Here is a 16138-nt window from a genome sequence, read left to right as displayed (position 1 = left end):
TGGTGTCCTGATCCGATTTCTCCACTCTGTGAGCAAGTCAGAGGTGTCCTTGCCCCACTTCTGCGGAACGGGACCAGTAGAATCGGTTCGAGAGGTGCGGTCCGACCCGCGATCCGGTGGGGAGCACACGGGCCGCCGCCGAGGTACGGCCATCCGTGTGAAGCCGTCCCGCTGTGGTTCCGATGCCGTGTGCGGCGCGAGTGGGTCGTACCCACAGGACCACCCTGACAGGAAAAGCCGGCTCTAGGAGACACCGAGGCCCGTGGCATCGAAGAAGAACGACTACAGCGCTTCCTCCATCACCGTTCTTGAGGGCCTTGAGGCCGTCCGCAAGCGCCCCGGCATGTACATCGGTTCCACCGGTGAGCGCGGCCTGCACCACCTGGTGCAGGAGGTTGTGGACAACTCCGTCGACGAGGCCATGGCCGGCTACGCGACGAAGGTCGAGGTCACGCTGCTGGCCGACGGCGGCGTCCGCGTCGTCGACGACGGCCGCGGCATCCCGGTCGACATCCACCCGGTGGAGAAGAAGCCGACCCTGGAGGTCGTGCTGACCGTCCTGCACGCGGGCGGCAAGTTCGACGGGGACAGCTACGCGGTGTCCGGCGGCCTGCACGGCGTCGGCGTGTCCGTGGTCAACGCGCTCTCGACCGCCCTCGAAGCCGAGATCCACGTCAACGGCCACGTCTGGCGGCAGCGCTACGAGGACTCCAAGCCCGTCCACGAGCTGCAGAAGGGCGAGGCGACCAAGCGGACCGGCACCACCATCACCTTCTGGGCCGACCCGACGATCTTCGAGACCACCAGGTACAACGCCGAGACGATCTCCCGCCGCCTGCAGGAGATGGCGTTCCTGAACAAGGGTCTGACGATCGTCCTGCGCGACGAGCGGGCCAAGGAGGAGGACGAGGGCGGCGAGGACGCCAGCGGCACCGCCGCGCGCGCGACCGAGCGCACCTTCCACTACCCGGGTGGTCTGGAGGACTTCGTCCGGCACATCAACGCGACCAAGGAGCCCATCCACAAGAAGGTGGTCTCGTTCAGCGCGTCCGGCAAGGGCCACGAGCTGGAAGTCGCGATGCAGTGGAACTCCGGCTACAACCAGTCGGTCTACACCTTCGCCAACACCATCAACACGCACGAGGGCGGCACCCACGAGGAGGGCTTCCGGTCCGCGCTGACCCGCGTGGTCAACGCCTACGCCAAGGACAAGAAGCTGCTCAAGGACAAGGACGGCAGCCTCACCGGCGACGACGTCCGCGAGGGCCTGGCCGCGATCGTGTCGGTGAAGGTCGGCGAGCCGCAGTTCGAGGGCCAGACCAAGACCAAGCTGGGCAACACCGAGGTCAAGTCGTTCGTCCAGACCAACGCCTTCGAGTGGCTGACCGACTGGTTCGAGCGCAACCCGGCCGAGGCCAAGACCATCGTCAACAAGGCGGTGTCGTCGGCGCAGGCCCGGATGGCGGCGCGCAAGGCCAAGGAGCTGGTGCGCCGCAAGAGCGCGATGGACATCGGCGGCCTGCCCGGCAAGCTCAAGGACTGCCAGTCCAACAACCCCGGGGAGTGCGAGCTCTACATCGTCGAGGGCGACTCGGCGGGCGGCTCGGCCAAGGAGGGCCGGGAGTCGCAGTACCAGGCGATCCTCCCGCTGCGCGGCAAGATCATCAACGTCGAGAAGTCGCGGATCGACAAGGTCCTCAAGAACAACGAGGTCCAGGCGATCATCACCGCGCTGGGCACCGGCATCCACGACGAGTTCGACCTGTCGAAGCTGCGCTACCACAAGATCGTGCTGATGGCCGACGCCGACGTCGACGGCAAGCACATCCAGACGCTGCTGATGACGCTGCTGTTCCGGTTCATGCGGCCGCTGATCGAGAACGGCCACGTGTTCCTGGCCCGGCCGCCGCTCTACAAGATCAAGTGGCCGCGCTCGGAGCCGGAGTACGCCTACTCCGACAAGGAGAAGGAAGCGCTGCTCGAACAGGGCGCCGCCGCGGGCAAGAAGCTGCCGAAGGACGACGGCATCCAGCGCTACAAGGGTCTCGGCGAGATGAACGCCGACGAGCTGTGGGAGACCACCATGGACCCGGCGACCCGGCTGCTGATGCAGGTCACCCTGGACGACGCGGCCACGGCCGACGAGCTGTTCAGCGTGCTGATGGGCGAGGACGTGGAGTCCAGGCGCTCGTTCATCACCCGCAACGCCAAGGACGCCGGCCTGCTCGACGTCTGACCCGAGGGTCACCGGTGCCACTACCGAAAGGATCGATCGCGGTGGCAAGCCAAGAGCAGTGCCTGGTCTGCAACGCCGACCGGCACGGTCCGAGGGAACGTCTGCCCGCGCTGCGGTGGCTCCGGAACCCGCCCCGAACATTCGCCTGAAAGGACTCCCCACTCGTGACGGAAATCCTGCCGCCGGAACACGGTCGGATCGAACCGGTCGACATCCAGCAGGAGATGCAGAACTCCTACATCAACTACGCGATGAGCGTCATCGTCGCGCGCGCCCTCCCGGACGTCCGGGACGGTCTCAAGCCGGTGCACCGCCGCGTGCTGTACGCGATGTACGACTCCGGCTACCGCCCGGACCGCGGGTACGTGAAGTGCTCGCGCGTCGTCGGCGACGTGATGGGCAACTACCACCCGCACGGCGACTCCTCGATCTACGACACCCTGGTGCGGCTGGCCCAGCCCTGGTCGATGCGGCACCCGATGATCGACGGCCAGGGCAACTTCGGTTCGCCCGGCAACGACCCGGCTGCCGCCATGCGCTACACCGAGTCGCGGCTGGCCCCGTTGGCGATGCACATGCTCGCCGACATCGAGGAAGACACGGTCGACTTCACCGAGAACTACGACGGGCGCACCCAGGAACCCACGGTCCTGCCGTCGCGCATCCCGAACCTGCTGGTCAACGGCGGTGACGGGATCGCGGTCGGGATGGCGACCAAGATCCCGCCGCACAACCTGCGGGAGGTCGCCGAGGGCGTGGTCTGGGCGCTGGAGAACCCCGAGGCCGACGACGAGGCGCTGCTGGAAGCGCTGATCCAGCGGATCAAGGGCCCGGACTTCCCGACCCGCGGGCTGATCCTGGGCACCAACGCGATCGCCGACGCCTACCGCACCGGCCGCGGCTCGATCAAGATGCGCGCGGTGGTCGAGGTCGAGGAGGACTCCAAGGGCCGGACCTCGCTGGTCGTCACCGAGCTGCCGTACCAGGTCAACCCGGACAACCTGATCGAGAGCATCGCGACGATGCACCGGGAGGGCAAGCTCACCGGCATCTCCGACATCGCCGACGAGTCCAACAGCCGCCGGGGCATGCGGATCGTCATCAGCCTCAAGCGGGACGCGATCCCGAAGGTGGTGCTCAACAACCTCTACAAGCACACCCAGCTCCAGTACACCTTCGGCGTGAACATGCTGGCGCTGGTGGACGGCGTGCCGCGCACGCTGCGCCTGGACCAGGTGATCCGGCACTACGTCAAGCACCAGATCGAGGTCATCGTCCGGCGCACCCGGTTCCGGCTGCGCAAGGCCGAGGAGCGGGCCCACATCCTGCGCGGTCTGGTCAAGGCGCTGGACATGCTCGACGAGGTCATCGCGCTGATCCGGCGGTCGCCGACGGTCGACGACGCGCGCACCGGACTGATCGAGCTGCTCGACGTCGACGAGGTCCAGGCGAACGCGATCCTGGAGATGCAGCTGCGCAGGCTGGCCGCCCTGGAGCGGCAGAAGATCGTCGACCAGCTGGCCGAGATCGAGCGCGAGATCGAGGACCTCAAGGACATCCTCGCCAAGCCGGAGCGGCAGCGGCAGATCATCCGCGACGAGCTGATGGAGATCGTCGACAAGCACGGCGACGACCGCCGGACCAGGATCGTCCCCTTCGAGGGCGAGGTCTCCATGGAGGACCTCATCGCCGAGGAGGACGTGGTCGTCACCATCACCCGGACCGGCTATGCCAAGCGGACCCGGACCGACCTCTACCGGGCGCAGAAGCGCGGCGGCAAGGGCGTGCAGGGCGCGCAGCTCAAGCAGGACGACATCGTCTCGCACTTCTTCGTGTGCTCGACCCACGACTGGATCCTGTTCTTCACCAACAAGGGCCGGGTCTACCGCGCGAAGGCGTACGAGCTGCCGGAGGCCAACCGCACCGCGCGCGGCCAGCACGTGGCGAACCTGCTGGCGTTCCAGCCGGACGAGCACATCGCCCAGGTCATGCAGATCAAGGACTACACGGCGGCGCCGTACCTGGTCCTGGCCACCCGCAACGGCCTGGTCAAGAAGTCCCGGCTGACCGACTTCGACTCCAACCGATCGGGTGGTCTGATCGGGGTCAACCTGAAGGACGACGACGAGCTGGTCGGCGCGGTGCTCTGCTCCGCTGAGGACGACCTGCTGCTGGTCTCGGCCGAGGGGCAGTCGATCCGGTTCCACGCCACCGACGAGGCGCTGCGGCCGATGGGCCGGGCCACCTCGGGCGTGCTGGGCATGCGCTTCAACGACGGCGACGAGCTGCTCGCCATGGGTGTCGTCCGCCCGGACCGCTACGTGCTGGTCGCGACCGACGGCGGATATGCGAAGCGGACGCCGATCGACGACTATCCAGTGCAGGGTCGCGGCGGTAAGGGAGTGCTGACGATCCAGTACGACAGGAAGCGTGGCAGGCTGGTCGGTGCGCTCATCGTCGAAATCGACGACGAGCTCTACGCGATCACCTCCACCGGCGGGGTCATCCGGACCACCGCCAAGGAGGTGCGCAAGGCCGGCAGGCAGACGAAGGGGGTTCGTCTGATGAACCTCGGGGACGGGACCTCGGTCGTGGCTGTCGCACGGAACGCCGACGAGGCCGCCGACCCGGACGCCGCAGGGCCGGAACAGCAGAAGTAGCGGGGTGGGACACCAGCCCGCCACAGGCCACCGACGATCATCGAAGGATCGCTCGTGACACCTTCCGAGAAGCCCGAGAAGTCCGGCTCGCAGTCCCAGGACGCGAGCGGGACCTCGGTCATCACGCAGTCCGACAACGCCGAGGCGGTCGCTGCCGAGCAGCAGGGCGAGGCCGGGGCCGCGGAGGCGTCCACCAACGACAAGCCGGCGACCGACGGCGAGGGCCCCGCCCTCGACGGCACCGACGTGCCTCCGCCGTGGCAACGGGCGGCGGCGGGGTCGGCGGGGACGGACCAGCCGGAGCCGCCCGCGGCGGTCCCGGCGGCCGTGCCGGACGCGGCGCCGGACTCCGAGACCACCCAGACCATCCCGAAGCCGGTCCAGGAGCAGGAGACGGTCCGGACCCAGGTGCCGTCGTCGGGCGGGCGGACGTCCGTGCCGTTCGGCGCCGACGCGTCCCGGGGGTCCGGCGCCGCCACCGCGACCAGCGCCCGGCGGCCGAGCCGGGGCCCGCGGCGGGCGAGCCTCCAGGTCAAGCGGGTGGACCCGTGGTCGGTGCTCAAGCTCGCGCTCGTGCTGAGCGTGGCGCTGTTCTTCGTGTGGATGATCGCGGTCGCGGTGCTCTACGGGGTGCTCGACGGGATGGGCGTCTGGGCCCAGCTCAACGGCACCTTCACCGAGCTGACCCAGCCCGACGACGCGGCGGCCGAGCCGCTGATCAGCGCGGGCCGGGTGTTCGGGGTCGCCTCGATCATCGGGGCGATCAACATCGTCCTGATCACGGCGCTGGCGACGGTGGCCGCGTTCATCTACAACGTGGCCGCCGACTTCGCGGGCGGCATCGAGGTGACGTTGTCCGAGCGGGAGTGAGGCCGTGACGTGGCGGTTTCCAGCGGGGAACCGCCACACCCACCCCCCGTTTCGGACCGCTCCGAACGTCCTGTAATGTTTGGAGCGCACCAGGGGCCTATAGCTCAGGCGGTTAGAGCGCTTCGCTGATAACGAAGAGGTCGAAGGTTCAAGTCCTTCTAGGCCCACTATCCCGTGTCGAGTACCTGATCTGAACGCCACGGGGCGAACGCCGTGCTAGGAGGCGACTGAAGTGAAGAAGCTGCTCGCACTCGCCGTTGTTGCTGGTGCCGTTCTGTTCGTCGTCCGCCGCAACCGTGCGGCCAAGGCCGAGGCGGACCTCTGGCGCGAGGCGACCGCGGAAGCCTGAGCCGTTTCCGAGCCGCTGACTCCGCCCTCGCCGTGAAGCATCGCAAGGGCGGAGTTCATGCCGTTCTGGGGGAGCTCACCGGATCTGGGGTAGTTGACCAGATCCGATCCGCCCGGAGGGCGGAGGCCCTTCGGGCCGCTTGACGCCCCATCGGGGGCGTCAAGGGGGACGTAGCTCAATTGGCAGAGCACCGCCTTTGCAAGGCGGGGGTTAGGGGTTCGATTCCCCTCGTCTCCACCAGTAGTTCCTTCGCTCGTCGAGCGATTTCCTTTTGTCAGTTCAGCGCAATTCGGATGGTCACGCGGCGCGGCTGAAGCGCGAGCGCACGCTCGCGTAGGTGATCCCGTTCCGGTCCAGGACTTCGGACGCGGCGGTGGCGCGTTGCAGGATCGCGAGCAGGAAGTGCTCGTCGCCGATCGCCCGGTTGCCCAGGTCGAGCGCCTCCCGGAGCGAGCCTTCGAGGATCTTCTTGGCCTCGGTGCCGAAGGGGATGTGCCTGCGCAGGCCGAACCGGCTCCGCCTGCGCCTGCCCGCGGCGAGCGCGCCGGGGCCGTGGGTGTCCTCGACGCTGTGCACCACGCTGTCCACGTCGATGCCCAGGTCGCGGAGCGCGGACGCGTCCGCGTCGGTGAGGCCGCCTCGGCGGCGGGCTTCCGCGTGCGCGGTGGTGATGTCGTCGCGGGTGACGCCGTGCTCGGCGAGCATCCGGCCGGCCCCGGTCGGGTTGCCCAGCACCGCCAGCAGCAGGTGTTCGGAGGTGATCTCGGGGGCCCGCTGCTGCTGGGCCTCCCGGACGGCGCCGGTCACCGCCTGCTTGGCGGCGCTGGTGAACCGTTCGAACATCGTCAGACCCTCCCGTGCTTCTTGTGCACCGCCTGCCTGGACACCCCGAGTTCGGTGGCGATGTCCTGCCACGACCAGCCCTGGTTCCGCGCGTTGCGGACCTGGACCGCTTCGAGCTGTTCGAGCAGCTTCCGCAGGGCGGCCACGGCTTTGAGCCCGCTGCGCGGGTCGCGGCCACCTGCTGCGGAGGCGAGTTCGGTCGCTTCGGTCATGGCGTCAACATAGGTTGACATCACCGCGGTTGTCAACCACAGTTGACGACAAGGGGCAAGAGAAGAGCGGTGGCGCGCATCGCGCCACCGCTCCCCGCGAACTTTCAGCGCTGGTGTTCGGGGTCCAGCGCGCTGTGCCGACCGTCACCCTGCGAGGGGACGCTCGACCGAGGGGTTTCGCGCGGCGGCTGGTCGTCGGCCTCGGCGACCGGCAACTCCTCCGGCCGACGCGACAGCGCGACCCCGGCCGCGGCGATCCCCGCCAGCACCAGCAGCACCCACGGCCACCGGCGGCGCCGCTTCGGCTCCGGGGCGATCCTCGCCGCGAGTTCGCGGCGGGCCGTCTCGGCGTTCTTCGCCAGCTGCTTGCGGGCCTTGCGGCTGCGCTTGCGCAGCTCCTTGCGCGACATCCCGGTGGTCCTGCGCGCGATGCGTTCCTGAAGCTCGTCCGGGTCGATCCCGCGGTTGGTCAGCTCGTGCTCGGCGAGGGCAGCGGCCTGCCGCGACATCTCCATCCCCGCACGGCCCGCGCGACACGCGCCGAGGCGGGCGGACCGCAGGCCCGTCCCGACGGCCCTGCCCACGCTCTCACCGGCTCGGGTCATGGCCTTGACTTCGTCCATCGTGCGCCTCCTGTGCAGTCTTCCCGCAGCGGGTCACCGGTTGGAACCCCAGGTGACCCGCCCGCGGGGCCTGGTTCGACGGCCGGCGTCCAGGCCGCCTCCGGCCGGGGCGGCGGAGCCCGCCTGGCGCTGACGATCGGCCCCATACTGCACCCAGACACCACGTTCCCGCTCTTCGATGGCAGGATGGTCGGGTGGCTGAAGACAACGGATCGCTCGTTGGGACGACGTTGACCGCGACCCTGCACACGACGCTGGGCGACATCAAGGTCAACCTGTTCCCGAACAAGGCGCCCAAGACCGTCTCGAACTTCGTCGGTCTTGCCGAAGGAACCAAGGACTACAGCGAGCCGAACGCCAAGGGAGAGCGTTCCGGGCCGTTCTACGACGGGGTCATCTTCCACCGGGTCATCGAGGGATTCATGATCCAGACCGGTGACCCGACCGGAACCGGCCGCGGCGGCCCCGGTTACAAGTTCGACGACGAGTTCCACCCCGAGCTGCAGTTCGACCGGCCGTACCTGCTGGCCATGGCGAACGCGGGCCCCGGCACCAACGGCTCGCAGTTCTTCATCACCGTCGGCGCGACCAGCTGGCTGAACTTCAAGCACACCATCTTCGGCGAGGTCGCCGACCAGGACTCGCGGGACGTCGTGGACCGGATCGCGACGACCGCGACCGGTCCGGCCGACCGGCCGGTCAACGACATCGTGATCGAGAAGGTCAACGTGGAGCGCGGCGAGGGCTGACGTGACGGTTCCGCCCGGGCAGTCGACCGGATCGGACGGGGCACCGGCGCAACTGCCCGCGTGCGTGCGCCACCCCGACCGGCCGACCGGGCTGCGCTGCACCAGGTGCGAGCGGCCCGCCTGCCCGGACTGCCTGCGCGAGGCGTCGGTCGGCTACCACTGCGTGGACTGCGTGGCCGAAGGCCGCCGCGGCACCCGGACGCCGGTGACGATCGCCGGTGCGCGGCTGGCCAGCAAGCCGGTCGTGGTGCCGGTGCTGATCGCGGTGAACGTGCTGGTCTACCTGTGGACCGCCGTCCAGGCGGGCAGCGGGATGACCAACTACGACGCGCCGGTCTTCCACTCCGCCTCGCTGCTGCCGATGATCGTCGCGACCGGGCAGTGGTGGCGGCTGGTCACCTCCGGTTTCCTGCACATCGGGCTGGCCCACCTGGCGATGAACATGATCGCGCTGTGGGTGATCGGCCGGGATCTCGAACTCGTGCTGGGCCGGTTCCGGTTCGCCGCGGTGTACCTGCTCTCCCTGCTCGGCGGCAGCACTGCCGTGTTCGTGTTCGGCGAGCTGGCCGCCCCGGTGGCTGGTGCGTCCGGCGCGGTCTACGGGCTGATGGGCGGGATCGCGGTTGCCGCGCTGCGGCTGAAGGTCAGCCTGCGGCCGGTGCTGATCGTGATCGGGCTGAACGTGGCGCTGAGCCTGGCGATCCCGCAGCTGTCACTGCTGGGGCACCTCGGCGGGCTGATCGTCGGTGCGGCCGCGACCGCCGCGCTGGTCTACGCGCCGCAGCAGCGGCGGATGCTCGTGCAGGCCGGGGCGCTCGCGGCGCTGCTGGTGGTGCTGCTCGCGCTGCTCGTCACCCGGGACCTCTCATTGGGGAACGTGATCTGCTTCGGGTCCGGTGGGCCCGGCACGCAGTGCGGGATCCTCTAGCCGGACGCTCTGGTCAGGGCCGGAGCTCGTCGAGGGTCCGGGCGACCTGGTCCGGGTCTTCGCCCAGGTCCAGCTTGGTGAGCACGATCAGCTCGTCGTCGGCGGTGTCGAGTTCGAGCACCTCGACCGTGCGGCCGAGCCGCTTGCTGCGGTCGAGCCGGACGGTCAGGCCGGACCACGGCCAGGTCCGCCGACCGCGCAACCCCCGAACGGTGACGCCCTGCTGGTCCGCGCTCAGCCGCGGACGGGCCAGCGTGCCGAACCCGCTCACCACGACCAGCACCAGCAGCACCGCCGTGACGAAGACGCGGTCGGTCGCGCTATCGGCCAGCACCCACCAGACCGCAGCCCCGGCTGCCAGCACCCAACCCGTGCTGACCAGGCCGATCGGTGTGGACCACTGGTGCGAGACCTTCGACTGCACCGGTACCTCCTCCGCTGGTGTTCCACGTGAAACCGCGTGCCGTTGTCCACACTGTTGATGGCGAGCCGAGTTATCCACAGGAGTTATCCCCAGTGGGGATGACTTACACACGTGTTGTTCGGTTACCGAACGCTTTCGTACCGGTGAACAGAGCGAGGCCCGAAGGTGTCTTCCCTCCGGGCCTCGCTCACGTGCTGTTCTCGCATCAGCGCCAGCGCATGGTCATCAGCAGCCCGACGATCATGAACGCGAATCCGACCGCGAAGTTCCAGGCGCCCAGATCGGCCATGAAGGGGATCGACTCGCCCGCCAGGTAGTTGACCACCAGCCACAGCAGGCCGATGACCATCATGCCCAGCATGACAACGACGTAGATCGGGTGCGACGGTCCGACCGCCTTCGCCTTCACCGGCGTCCGGCGGTCAGCCACCGGGGTGGCGGAGTCCTTCTTGCGGACCTTCGACTTCGGCATGGTGTCCTCGCCAGGAGAGGCAGCGCAGCGTCGGCTGCGTGCTCGGGCGGCAGCCGCACCGCTGACTCCGGACCACCGCAATTCCAGCCCGCGGTCGTTTCCGGCCGCAGTGACTTCCAGCCTCAGGGTTTCTGACCTCAGGGGTTGTCGGCCTGCGGCGGAACCGGACGCGGTACGGCTCGTTTTCCACCCAACACGTTAACGCAATCACGTAGCCGATCGAACACCCCGTGCGCAGGTGAGGCGGTCGGCCCAGAGCAGGAGGGGACACCGTGGCGTCCACCGGTGAAGTCGTGGCTCCACCCCCGGACCGCCGCCCGCAGCGGCTGCGCGGAGTCGTCCGCGCGGTCGGCGAGCTGCTGATCACGGTCGGGCTGGTCCTCCTGCTCTTCGTCTTCTACGAGGTCTACGTCACCGACTGGACGACCGCGCGCAAGCAGGAGGACGCGAGCCGCCGGCTCGACGAGCAGTGGCGGGCCGTCCCGGCTGCGGCCCCACCTGCGGTACCGGCCGAGGGCGACGGAATCGCCCGCCTCTACGTCCCGGCCTTCGGGCCGGACTACCGGTTCACCGTCCTGGAGGGAACCGACCAGGCCACGCTCGCCGCCGGCCCCGGCCACTACTCGGGCACTGCGCTGCCCGGCGAGCAGGGCAACTTCGCGGTCGCCGGGCACCGGATCGGCAAGGGCGCGCCGTTCAACGACCTCGACCGGCTCCGGTCCTGCGACGCGCTGATCGTCGAGACCGCGACCCACTGGTACGTCTACCGCGTGCTGCCGCACGCCGACGAGGTCGCCGGGTGGAACCCGTCGGACCCGAGATGCCGCGGCGTGGCGCCGATCGGTCCGCCCTACGACCAGGCCGTGGGGACGCGGATCGTGCGGCCCGAGCAGGGCGAGGTGATCTTCCCGGTCCCCGGGATGCCCGCCGGAACCCTGCCGCGCGAGCAGCAGACCCGGTTGATCACGTTCACCACCTGCCACCCCGAGTTCTCCGCCGCGCAGCGGCTGATCGTGCACGGGGTGCTGGTCAAGCAGTACCCGAAGGACCCGACGCACCCCGAACTGCAACCGCCCGAGCGGGAGGAACGCTGATGTACGGCTGGATCTGGCGGCACCTGCCCGGGCCTGCCGCGGCCAAGCTGGCCCAGGCCGTCGTGCTGGTGGCCGCGGTGGTGGCGCTGCTGCTGTTCGTGATCTTCCCGTGGATCGAGCCGATGCTGCCGCTCAACGACGTCACGACCACCTGACACCGCCGATGCGGGACAGCTGACCTGCGGGCACGTACTCTGTCGGGGTGCGCGTACTCGTCGTCGACAATTACGACAGCTTCGTCTACAACCTCGTCCAGTACCTCGCCCAGCTCGGTGCGGACTGCGTCGTGCGCCGCAACGACGTGGTGACCGACGAGGACGTGGAGTGGTCCGACGGGGTGCTGCTCAGCCCGGGCCCGGGAACGCCGGACCGCGCCGGGCGGACGATGGAACTCGTCAAGCGCTGCGCCGCGGAGCGCAGGCCGGTCCTCGGGGTGTGCCTCGGGCACCAGGCGATCGGCGCGGCCTGGGGCGGTGTCGTGGAGCGGGCGCCCGAGCTGCTGCACGGCAAGGTCAGCGAGATCCGGCACGACGGCGCCGGCGTCTTCGCCGGGCTGCCGGAACCGTTCATCGCGACCCGCTACCACTCGCTGATCGTGCGGGCCGACACCATCCCGGACGACTTCGAGGTCACCGCCCGGACCGAGTCGGGCATCGTGATGGGGATGAGGCACCGCGAACTGCCCGTCGAGGGCGTGCAGTTCCACCCCGAGTCGGTGCTGACCGACGGCGGGCACCGGATGCTGGCGAACTGGATGGCCGGGGCCGGTCACCCCGCCCAGCCGCACGTGGTCGACGAACTGGAGCGCGGGATGCGCGCGGTCGCCGCGGCGGCTCGACGCTGACCGCTGCTCCGAACGAGTGATAAATCCCCGTCTTCCCGCGTGCTCCGGGGTCTCGTTGCGACGGTGCGATCAGGCGATCTTGACAACTGGGGAATCGCCTGTGCACCGAACGAGGAGGAAAGACGTGGGCAAGACACGACGCGTGGCGCTGGCGCTGGCGAGCGCGGGGGCGTTGACCCTGGGGGTGGCGGCGCCGGCGACCGCGGCCCCGGCCGAATGCACCTTCTACCCGATCTGCGTGTGGCCGGCTGCGGACTTCGGCGGCGAGCCGTACGAGTTCGATCTCCGGGACAACATCTGCTATGTCGCCGGGCCACCGAACAACCAGGGAGTCGTCTCCGCGCGGAACGAGGCGCCGTTCGCGGTGCAGTTCTGGTCGAATTACGACTGCACCGGTGAGACCGCCATCGTGGCCAACGGTGGTGAGACCGGCAACCTGGGGTTCGTCGCTTTCAGCAAGCGGCGCATCTGACCGCCACCGCAACGAGAACGGGGCATCCGCGATCGCGGATGCCCCGTTGTGGTCCTACGGGAAGCCCGGCGGGAAGAACCCGCCGTCGCCGTCGTCCGGTGGCGTGGTCGGTGACGACTCGTACTCGCCGACGTAGACCGTGACCGTGTCGCCCTTGCCGAGCTTCTGGCCGCCGTCCGGGGTGCTGCGGACGATCTTGCCGTCCATGTCCTTGTCGCTGGTAGGCTCCGACGTCTCGACCAGCTGACCGGTCCAGCCCATCGACTGCAACCGCTGCCTGGCCTCGCTCGCCGACAGCCCGGTCAGCGGCGGCATCGAGATCTGCTGGCCGTTGGAGACGTACAGGGTGATCTTCGTGCCCGGCTTGGCCTTGCTGTTGCCCGCCGGGGACTGGTCGACCACGGTTCCCGGCGTCTCGCTGGAGTCGCGGTCCGAGCGCTGCACGTCGAACCCGGCCTGGATCAGGATGCTGCGGGCCTGCTCGAAGGGGAGGTTGCGGACGTCGATGACCGCCCGCTCCTCGATCTTCTTGCCCACCACGACGTTGATCGTGGCGTTCTCGGCGACGCTGCCCCCCTGGTGGTCCCAGCTGAGGATCTTGCCGTCCTGGTCGGCGTCGTCGACCGGCTTCTCGGTGGTGGAGCCCAGCACCAGCTTCACCTTGGTCAGCTCGACGCCGGCCTGGCCCACGGTCAGCCCCTTCAGGTCGGGGACCTTGACCTGCGTCGGGCCGCTGCCGATGCACGCGGTGATCTGCTGCTCGCCCTTGACGATCGGGGTGCCCGCGGGCGGGTCCTGGGAGGTCACCGTGTCCACCTGCTCGGGCAGCGACGGGCAGGGCTGCTGGACCAGCTTCCAGTCCCGGCCGTACTGGTTGGTGACCTGCGCCTTGGTCATGCCCATCAGCTGCGGGGTCGGGACCCTCTCCTGCGCGGACGGACCGCTCAGCAGCGCGTTGGCCAGCCAGGCGACCAGCGCGAACACCGCCACGCACAGCACCGTGACCAGCGCGATCGTCAGGTTCTTGCGGCGCTTGCGCTCCTGGGCGACGTCGACCTCGTCGTCGGCGACCCGCTCCGCCGAGCGGTGCCTGCCGGGCGAGAGCACCTCGGTCGCCCCGGCCGGGGCGATCATCGAGGTCCGCTCCTCCTCGGACATGATCATCGGCGCCTTCGGGCGCTGCCCGGACAGCACGCGCACCAGGTCGGCACGCATCTCCGCGGCCGACTGGTACCGGTTGGCCGGGTTCTTGCTCAGCGCCTTGAGCACCACCGCGTCCAGCGAAGCCGGGACCTGCTGGTTGACGTCGGACGGCTTGCGCGGGTCCTCCCGCACGTGCTGGTAGGCCACCGCGACCGGCGAGTCCCCGGTGAACGGCGGCTCCCCGGTCAGCAGCTCGAACAGCACGCAGCCCGCCGCGTACACGTCGCTGCGCGCGTCAACCGATTCACCTCGCGCCTGTTCCGGCGAGAGGTACTGCGCGGTCCCTATCACCGCGGCGGTCTGGGTGACCGCGGCCTGGCCGTCGGTCAGCACCCGCGCGATGCCGAAGTCCATCACCTTCACCGCGCCGGAGCGGGTGATCATGATGTTGGCCGGTTTCACGTCCCGGTGGATGATGTGGTGCCGGTGGCTGAAGTCCAGCGCCGCCGACGCGTCGGCCATGACCTCCATCGCGCGGCGCGGCGGCAGCGGTCCCTCGGACTTGACGATGTCGCGCAGGGTCCGGCCGTCGACGTACTCCATCACGATGTACGGCAGCGGGCCGCTCTCGGAGTCGGTCTCGCCGGTGTCGTAGACCGCGACGATCGCCGGGTGGTTCAGCGCGGCGGCGTTCTGCGCCTCGCGGCGGAACCGCAGCTGGAACGTCGGATCCCGGGCCAGGTCGGCGCGCAGGACCTTGACCGCCACGTCCCGCCCCAGCCGGATGTCCCGGCCGCGGTGCACCTCCGACATACCGCCGTACCCGAGCGTGTCACCGATCTCGTAGCGGTTGGAGAGAAGTCGCGGTGAGCTCATCGATGCGTCGTCCCGATCCTTGTCAACGATCGTCCCATCATCATGCTGACCTGCACTGTCACGATGCCCCCCGCAGGACGTCGTGCGCGGTCCCCCCGACCTCGATGTCCGGGCGCGTGGCGGCACCGGCCGTCCCGCCCGCGAGATGTAGCGAAGTCTGGCCGAAACGGTCGGTGGAATCCAGGTCGGTGCCGGTCGCGACCGGTGCGACCTGGTCCGGCCGGGCCGGATCGTTATCGGCCGGTCCCTGGGAGTTCATCCTGGTGACCGCCACGGCCACCCCGATCACGACCACGGCCAGCACCACGATCACCGCGCCGATCACCCAGAACCAGATCCGGTTCGAGCGCGCCGGCTGCGGGGCCGGTGCCTGCGGCGGGATCACGCCCGGCGGGTAGGTGTTGGCCATCGGCGGCATCGCCTGCGGCACCGGGTGGGCCGGACCGGGCACGGCCACCTGCTGCCGCTGCGGTGGGATCGCCAGCGCGGCGGGTGTCGGTAACGGCATCCCGGCCCGGACGCTGGCCACCGCACCGGCGAACTCGCCGCCCGCCGCGTAGCGCCTGCGCGGGTCCTTGACCAGGGTCGCCTCGATCAGCGCCCGCACGGGCGGCGGCACGTCCGGCGGCAGCGGCGGCGCGACGTCGCGGATGTGCATCATCGCGACGGTCACCGCGTTGTCCGACAGGAACGGGCGGTGGCCCTTCAGGCACTCGTAGCCGACCACCGCCAGCGAGTACACGTCGCTGGCCGGGGTCGCCTCGCTGCCCAGCGCCTGTTCGGGCGCGATGTAGTGGGCGGTGCCCATCACCATCCCCGACCGGGTCACCGGTGCCGCGTCCGCCGCCTTGGCGATGCCGAAGTCGGTGAGCTTCACCTTGCCGTTCGGGGTGATCAGGATGTTGCCGGGCTTGACGTCGCGGTGCACCAGGCCCCGCTCGTGGGCGGCCTGCAGCGCGTTGCCCGCCTGCTCCAGCATGTCCAGCGTGTGGTCGGTGTTGATCCGGCCCTCGCGGGCCAGGATCGCGGCCAGCGGCTCGCCCTCGACGAGCTCCATCACCAGGTACGCGGTGTCCTCCGGGCCGTCCGGGATCGCAGCGGTCTCGCCGTAGTCGTGCACGGCGGCGATCCCGGGGTGGTTCAGCGACGCCGTCGTGCGGGCCTCGGTGCGGAAGCGGTGCAGGAACTCGGCGTTGCCGCAGAGCTCGGGCTTGAGCACCTTGATCGCGACGGTCCGGTCGAGCCGGACGTCAACGGCCTCCCACACCTCGCCCATGCCCCCGACGGCGATGCGCTTGCCCAGCCGGTACCGGTCGGCGAGCAACTGGCCGGTGGTCAGCACG

16 protein-coding genes, 2 tRNA genes and 1 pseudogene are annotated in these 16138 nt (G+C 69.6%); 12 read left to right on the top strand and 7 right to left on the bottom strand.

The genetic code is table 11. From position 1 onward, the window contains the following. Positions 1 to 262 precede the first annotated feature (262 nt). The 6 genes and pseudogenes from gyrB to ABD691_RS33260 all read left to right on the top strand — a co-directional run bounded on the left by gyrB (position 263) and on the right by ABD691_RS33260 (position 6355). Entirely contained in the window at positions 263 to 2236 is a 1974-nt protein-coding gene (gyrB, locus tag ABD691_RS33285; protein WP_344686347.1) for a DNA topoisomerase (ATP-hydrolyzing) subunit B, read from the top strand. Positions 2237 to 2400: 164 nt separating this feature from the next. Next, the gene (gene gyrA / locus ABD691_RS33280; protein ID WP_344686346.1) at positions 2401 to 4896 is read left to right on the top strand and encodes a DNA gyrase subunit A; all 2496 of its coding nucleotides are present in this window, start codon (positions 2401 to 2403) and stop codon (positions 4894 to 4896) included. 54 nt (positions 4897 to 4950) lie between these two features. Further along, positions 4951 to 5766: a DUF3566 domain-containing protein gene (locus ABD691_RS33275; RefSeq protein ID WP_344686345.1), complete on the top strand. Its 816-nt coding sequence runs from the start codon at positions 4951 to 4953 to the stop codon at positions 5764 to 5766. A 93-nt stretch (positions 5767 to 5859) separates the two neighbouring features. Then, positions 5860 to 5933, top strand: a tRNA-Ile gene (locus ABD691_RS33270). A 65-nt stretch (positions 5934 to 5998) separates the two neighbouring features. Continuing rightward, positions 5999 to 6106 (top strand): annotated as a pseudogene (locus ABD691_RS33265) (DLW-39 family protein); the annotation flags it as partial. A gap of 173 nt (positions 6107 to 6279) precedes the next feature. Next, positions 6280 to 6355: transfer RNA gene (locus tag ABD691_RS33260), tRNA-Ala, on the top strand. A gap of 57 nt (positions 6356 to 6412) precedes the next feature. On the opposite strand, the gene ABD691_RS33255 is transcribed toward ABD691_RS33260, so the two are convergent. The 3 genes from ABD691_RS33255 to ABD691_RS33245 form a co-directional block, all read right to left on the bottom strand. Beyond that, complete coding sequence (locus ABD691_RS33255) at positions 6413 to 6958, bottom strand: Clp protease N-terminal domain-containing protein (RefSeq protein ID WP_344686344.1); 546 nt, start codon at positions 6956 to 6958, stop codon at positions 6413 to 6415. Between the two features lie 2 nt (positions 6959 to 6960). Further along, a complete protein-coding gene (locus ABD691_RS33250; protein ID WP_344686343.1) occupies positions 6961 to 7170 on the bottom strand; it encodes a helix-turn-helix domain-containing protein in 210 nt (69 codons plus the stop codon). A 104-nt stretch (positions 7171 to 7274) separates the two neighbouring features. Beyond that, on the bottom strand, positions 7275 to 7793 hold the full coding sequence (locus ABD691_RS33245) for a hypothetical protein (protein WP_344686342.1): 519 nt from the start codon (positions 7791 to 7793) through the stop codon (positions 7275 to 7277). Positions 7794 to 7987: 194 nt separating this feature from the next. Here ABD691_RS33245 and ABD691_RS33240 point away from each other — a divergent pair, with 194 nt between their 5' ends. After that, entirely contained in the window at positions 7988 to 8542 is a 555-nt protein-coding gene (locus ABD691_RS33240) for a peptidylprolyl isomerase (RefSeq protein WP_344686341.1), read from the top strand. 1 nt (position 8543) lies between these two features. Then, on the top strand, positions 8544 to 9470 hold the full coding sequence (locus ABD691_RS33235) for a rhomboid family intramembrane serine protease (protein WP_344686340.1): 927 nt from the start codon (positions 8544 to 8546) through the stop codon (positions 9468 to 9470). Positions 9471 to 9483: 13 nt separating this feature from the next. On the opposite strand, the gene ABD691_RS33230 is transcribed toward ABD691_RS33235, so the two are convergent. Next, positions 9484 to 9894, bottom strand: coding sequence for a PH domain-containing protein (locus tag ABD691_RS33230; RefSeq protein WP_344686339.1), 411 nt, complete (start codon positions 9892 to 9894; stop codon positions 9484 to 9486). A gap of 205 nt (positions 9895 to 10099) precedes the next feature. Next, positions 10100 to 10366: a cell division protein CrgA gene (crgA, locus tag ABD691_RS33225; RefSeq protein WP_344686338.1), complete on the bottom strand. Its 267-nt coding sequence runs from the start codon at positions 10364 to 10366 to the stop codon at positions 10100 to 10102. Positions 10367 to 10638: 272 nt separating this feature from the next. On the opposite strand from crgA, the gene ABD691_RS33220 reads away from it, so the two are divergent. The 4 genes from ABD691_RS33220 to ABD691_RS33205 all read left to right on the top strand — a co-directional run bounded on the left by ABD691_RS33220 (position 10639) and on the right by ABD691_RS33205 (position 12776). Then, complete coding sequence (locus ABD691_RS33220; RefSeq protein ID WP_344686337.1) at positions 10639 to 11460, top strand: class E sortase; 822 nt, start codon at positions 10639 to 10641, stop codon at positions 11458 to 11460. Then, on the top strand, positions 11460 to 11615 hold the full coding sequence (locus ABD691_RS33215) for a hypothetical protein (protein ID WP_344686336.1): 156 nt from the start codon (positions 11460 to 11462) through the stop codon (positions 11613 to 11615). Before ABD691_RS33220 ends, ABD691_RS33215 begins: the two co-directional genes overlap by 1 nt. 47 nt (positions 11616 to 11662) lie before the next feature. Further along, on the top strand, positions 11663 to 12304 hold the full coding sequence (locus ABD691_RS33210; RefSeq protein WP_344686335.1) for an aminodeoxychorismate/anthranilate synthase component II: 642 nt from the start codon (positions 11663 to 11665) through the stop codon (positions 12302 to 12304). A 124-nt stretch (positions 12305 to 12428) separates the two neighbouring features. Beyond that, positions 12429 to 12776, top strand: coding sequence for a peptidase inhibitor family I36 protein (locus ABD691_RS33205; protein ID WP_344686334.1), 348 nt, complete (start codon positions 12429 to 12431; stop codon positions 12774 to 12776). A gap of 54 nt (positions 12777 to 12830) precedes the next feature. Here the strand turns inward: ABD691_RS33205 and pknB are convergent, their stop codons facing one another. Both pknB and ABD691_RS33195 read right to left on the bottom strand, forming a co-directional pair. Next, entirely contained in the window at positions 12831 to 14795 is a 1965-nt protein-coding gene (gene pknB, locus ABD691_RS33200; RefSeq protein ID WP_344686333.1) for a Stk1 family PASTA domain-containing Ser/Thr kinase, read from the bottom strand. Positions 14796 to 14853: 58 nt separating this feature from the next. Continuing rightward, the gene (locus tag ABD691_RS33195) at positions 14854 to 16137 is read right to left on the bottom strand and encodes a serine/threonine-protein kinase (RefSeq protein WP_344686332.1); all 1284 of its coding nucleotides are present in this window, start codon (positions 16135 to 16137) and stop codon (positions 14854 to 14856) included. Position 16138: the final 1 nt, after the last annotated feature.

It is taken from the genome of Saccharopolyspora taberi (assembly GCF_039534165.1).
Lineage (GTDB): Bacteria > Actinomycetota > Actinomycetes > Mycobacteriales > Pseudonocardiaceae > Saccharopolyspora_D > Saccharopolyspora_D taberi.
The sequence above is the reverse complement of the archived record's forward strand: the minus strand, read 5'-3'. Positions and strand labels throughout refer to the sequence as shown.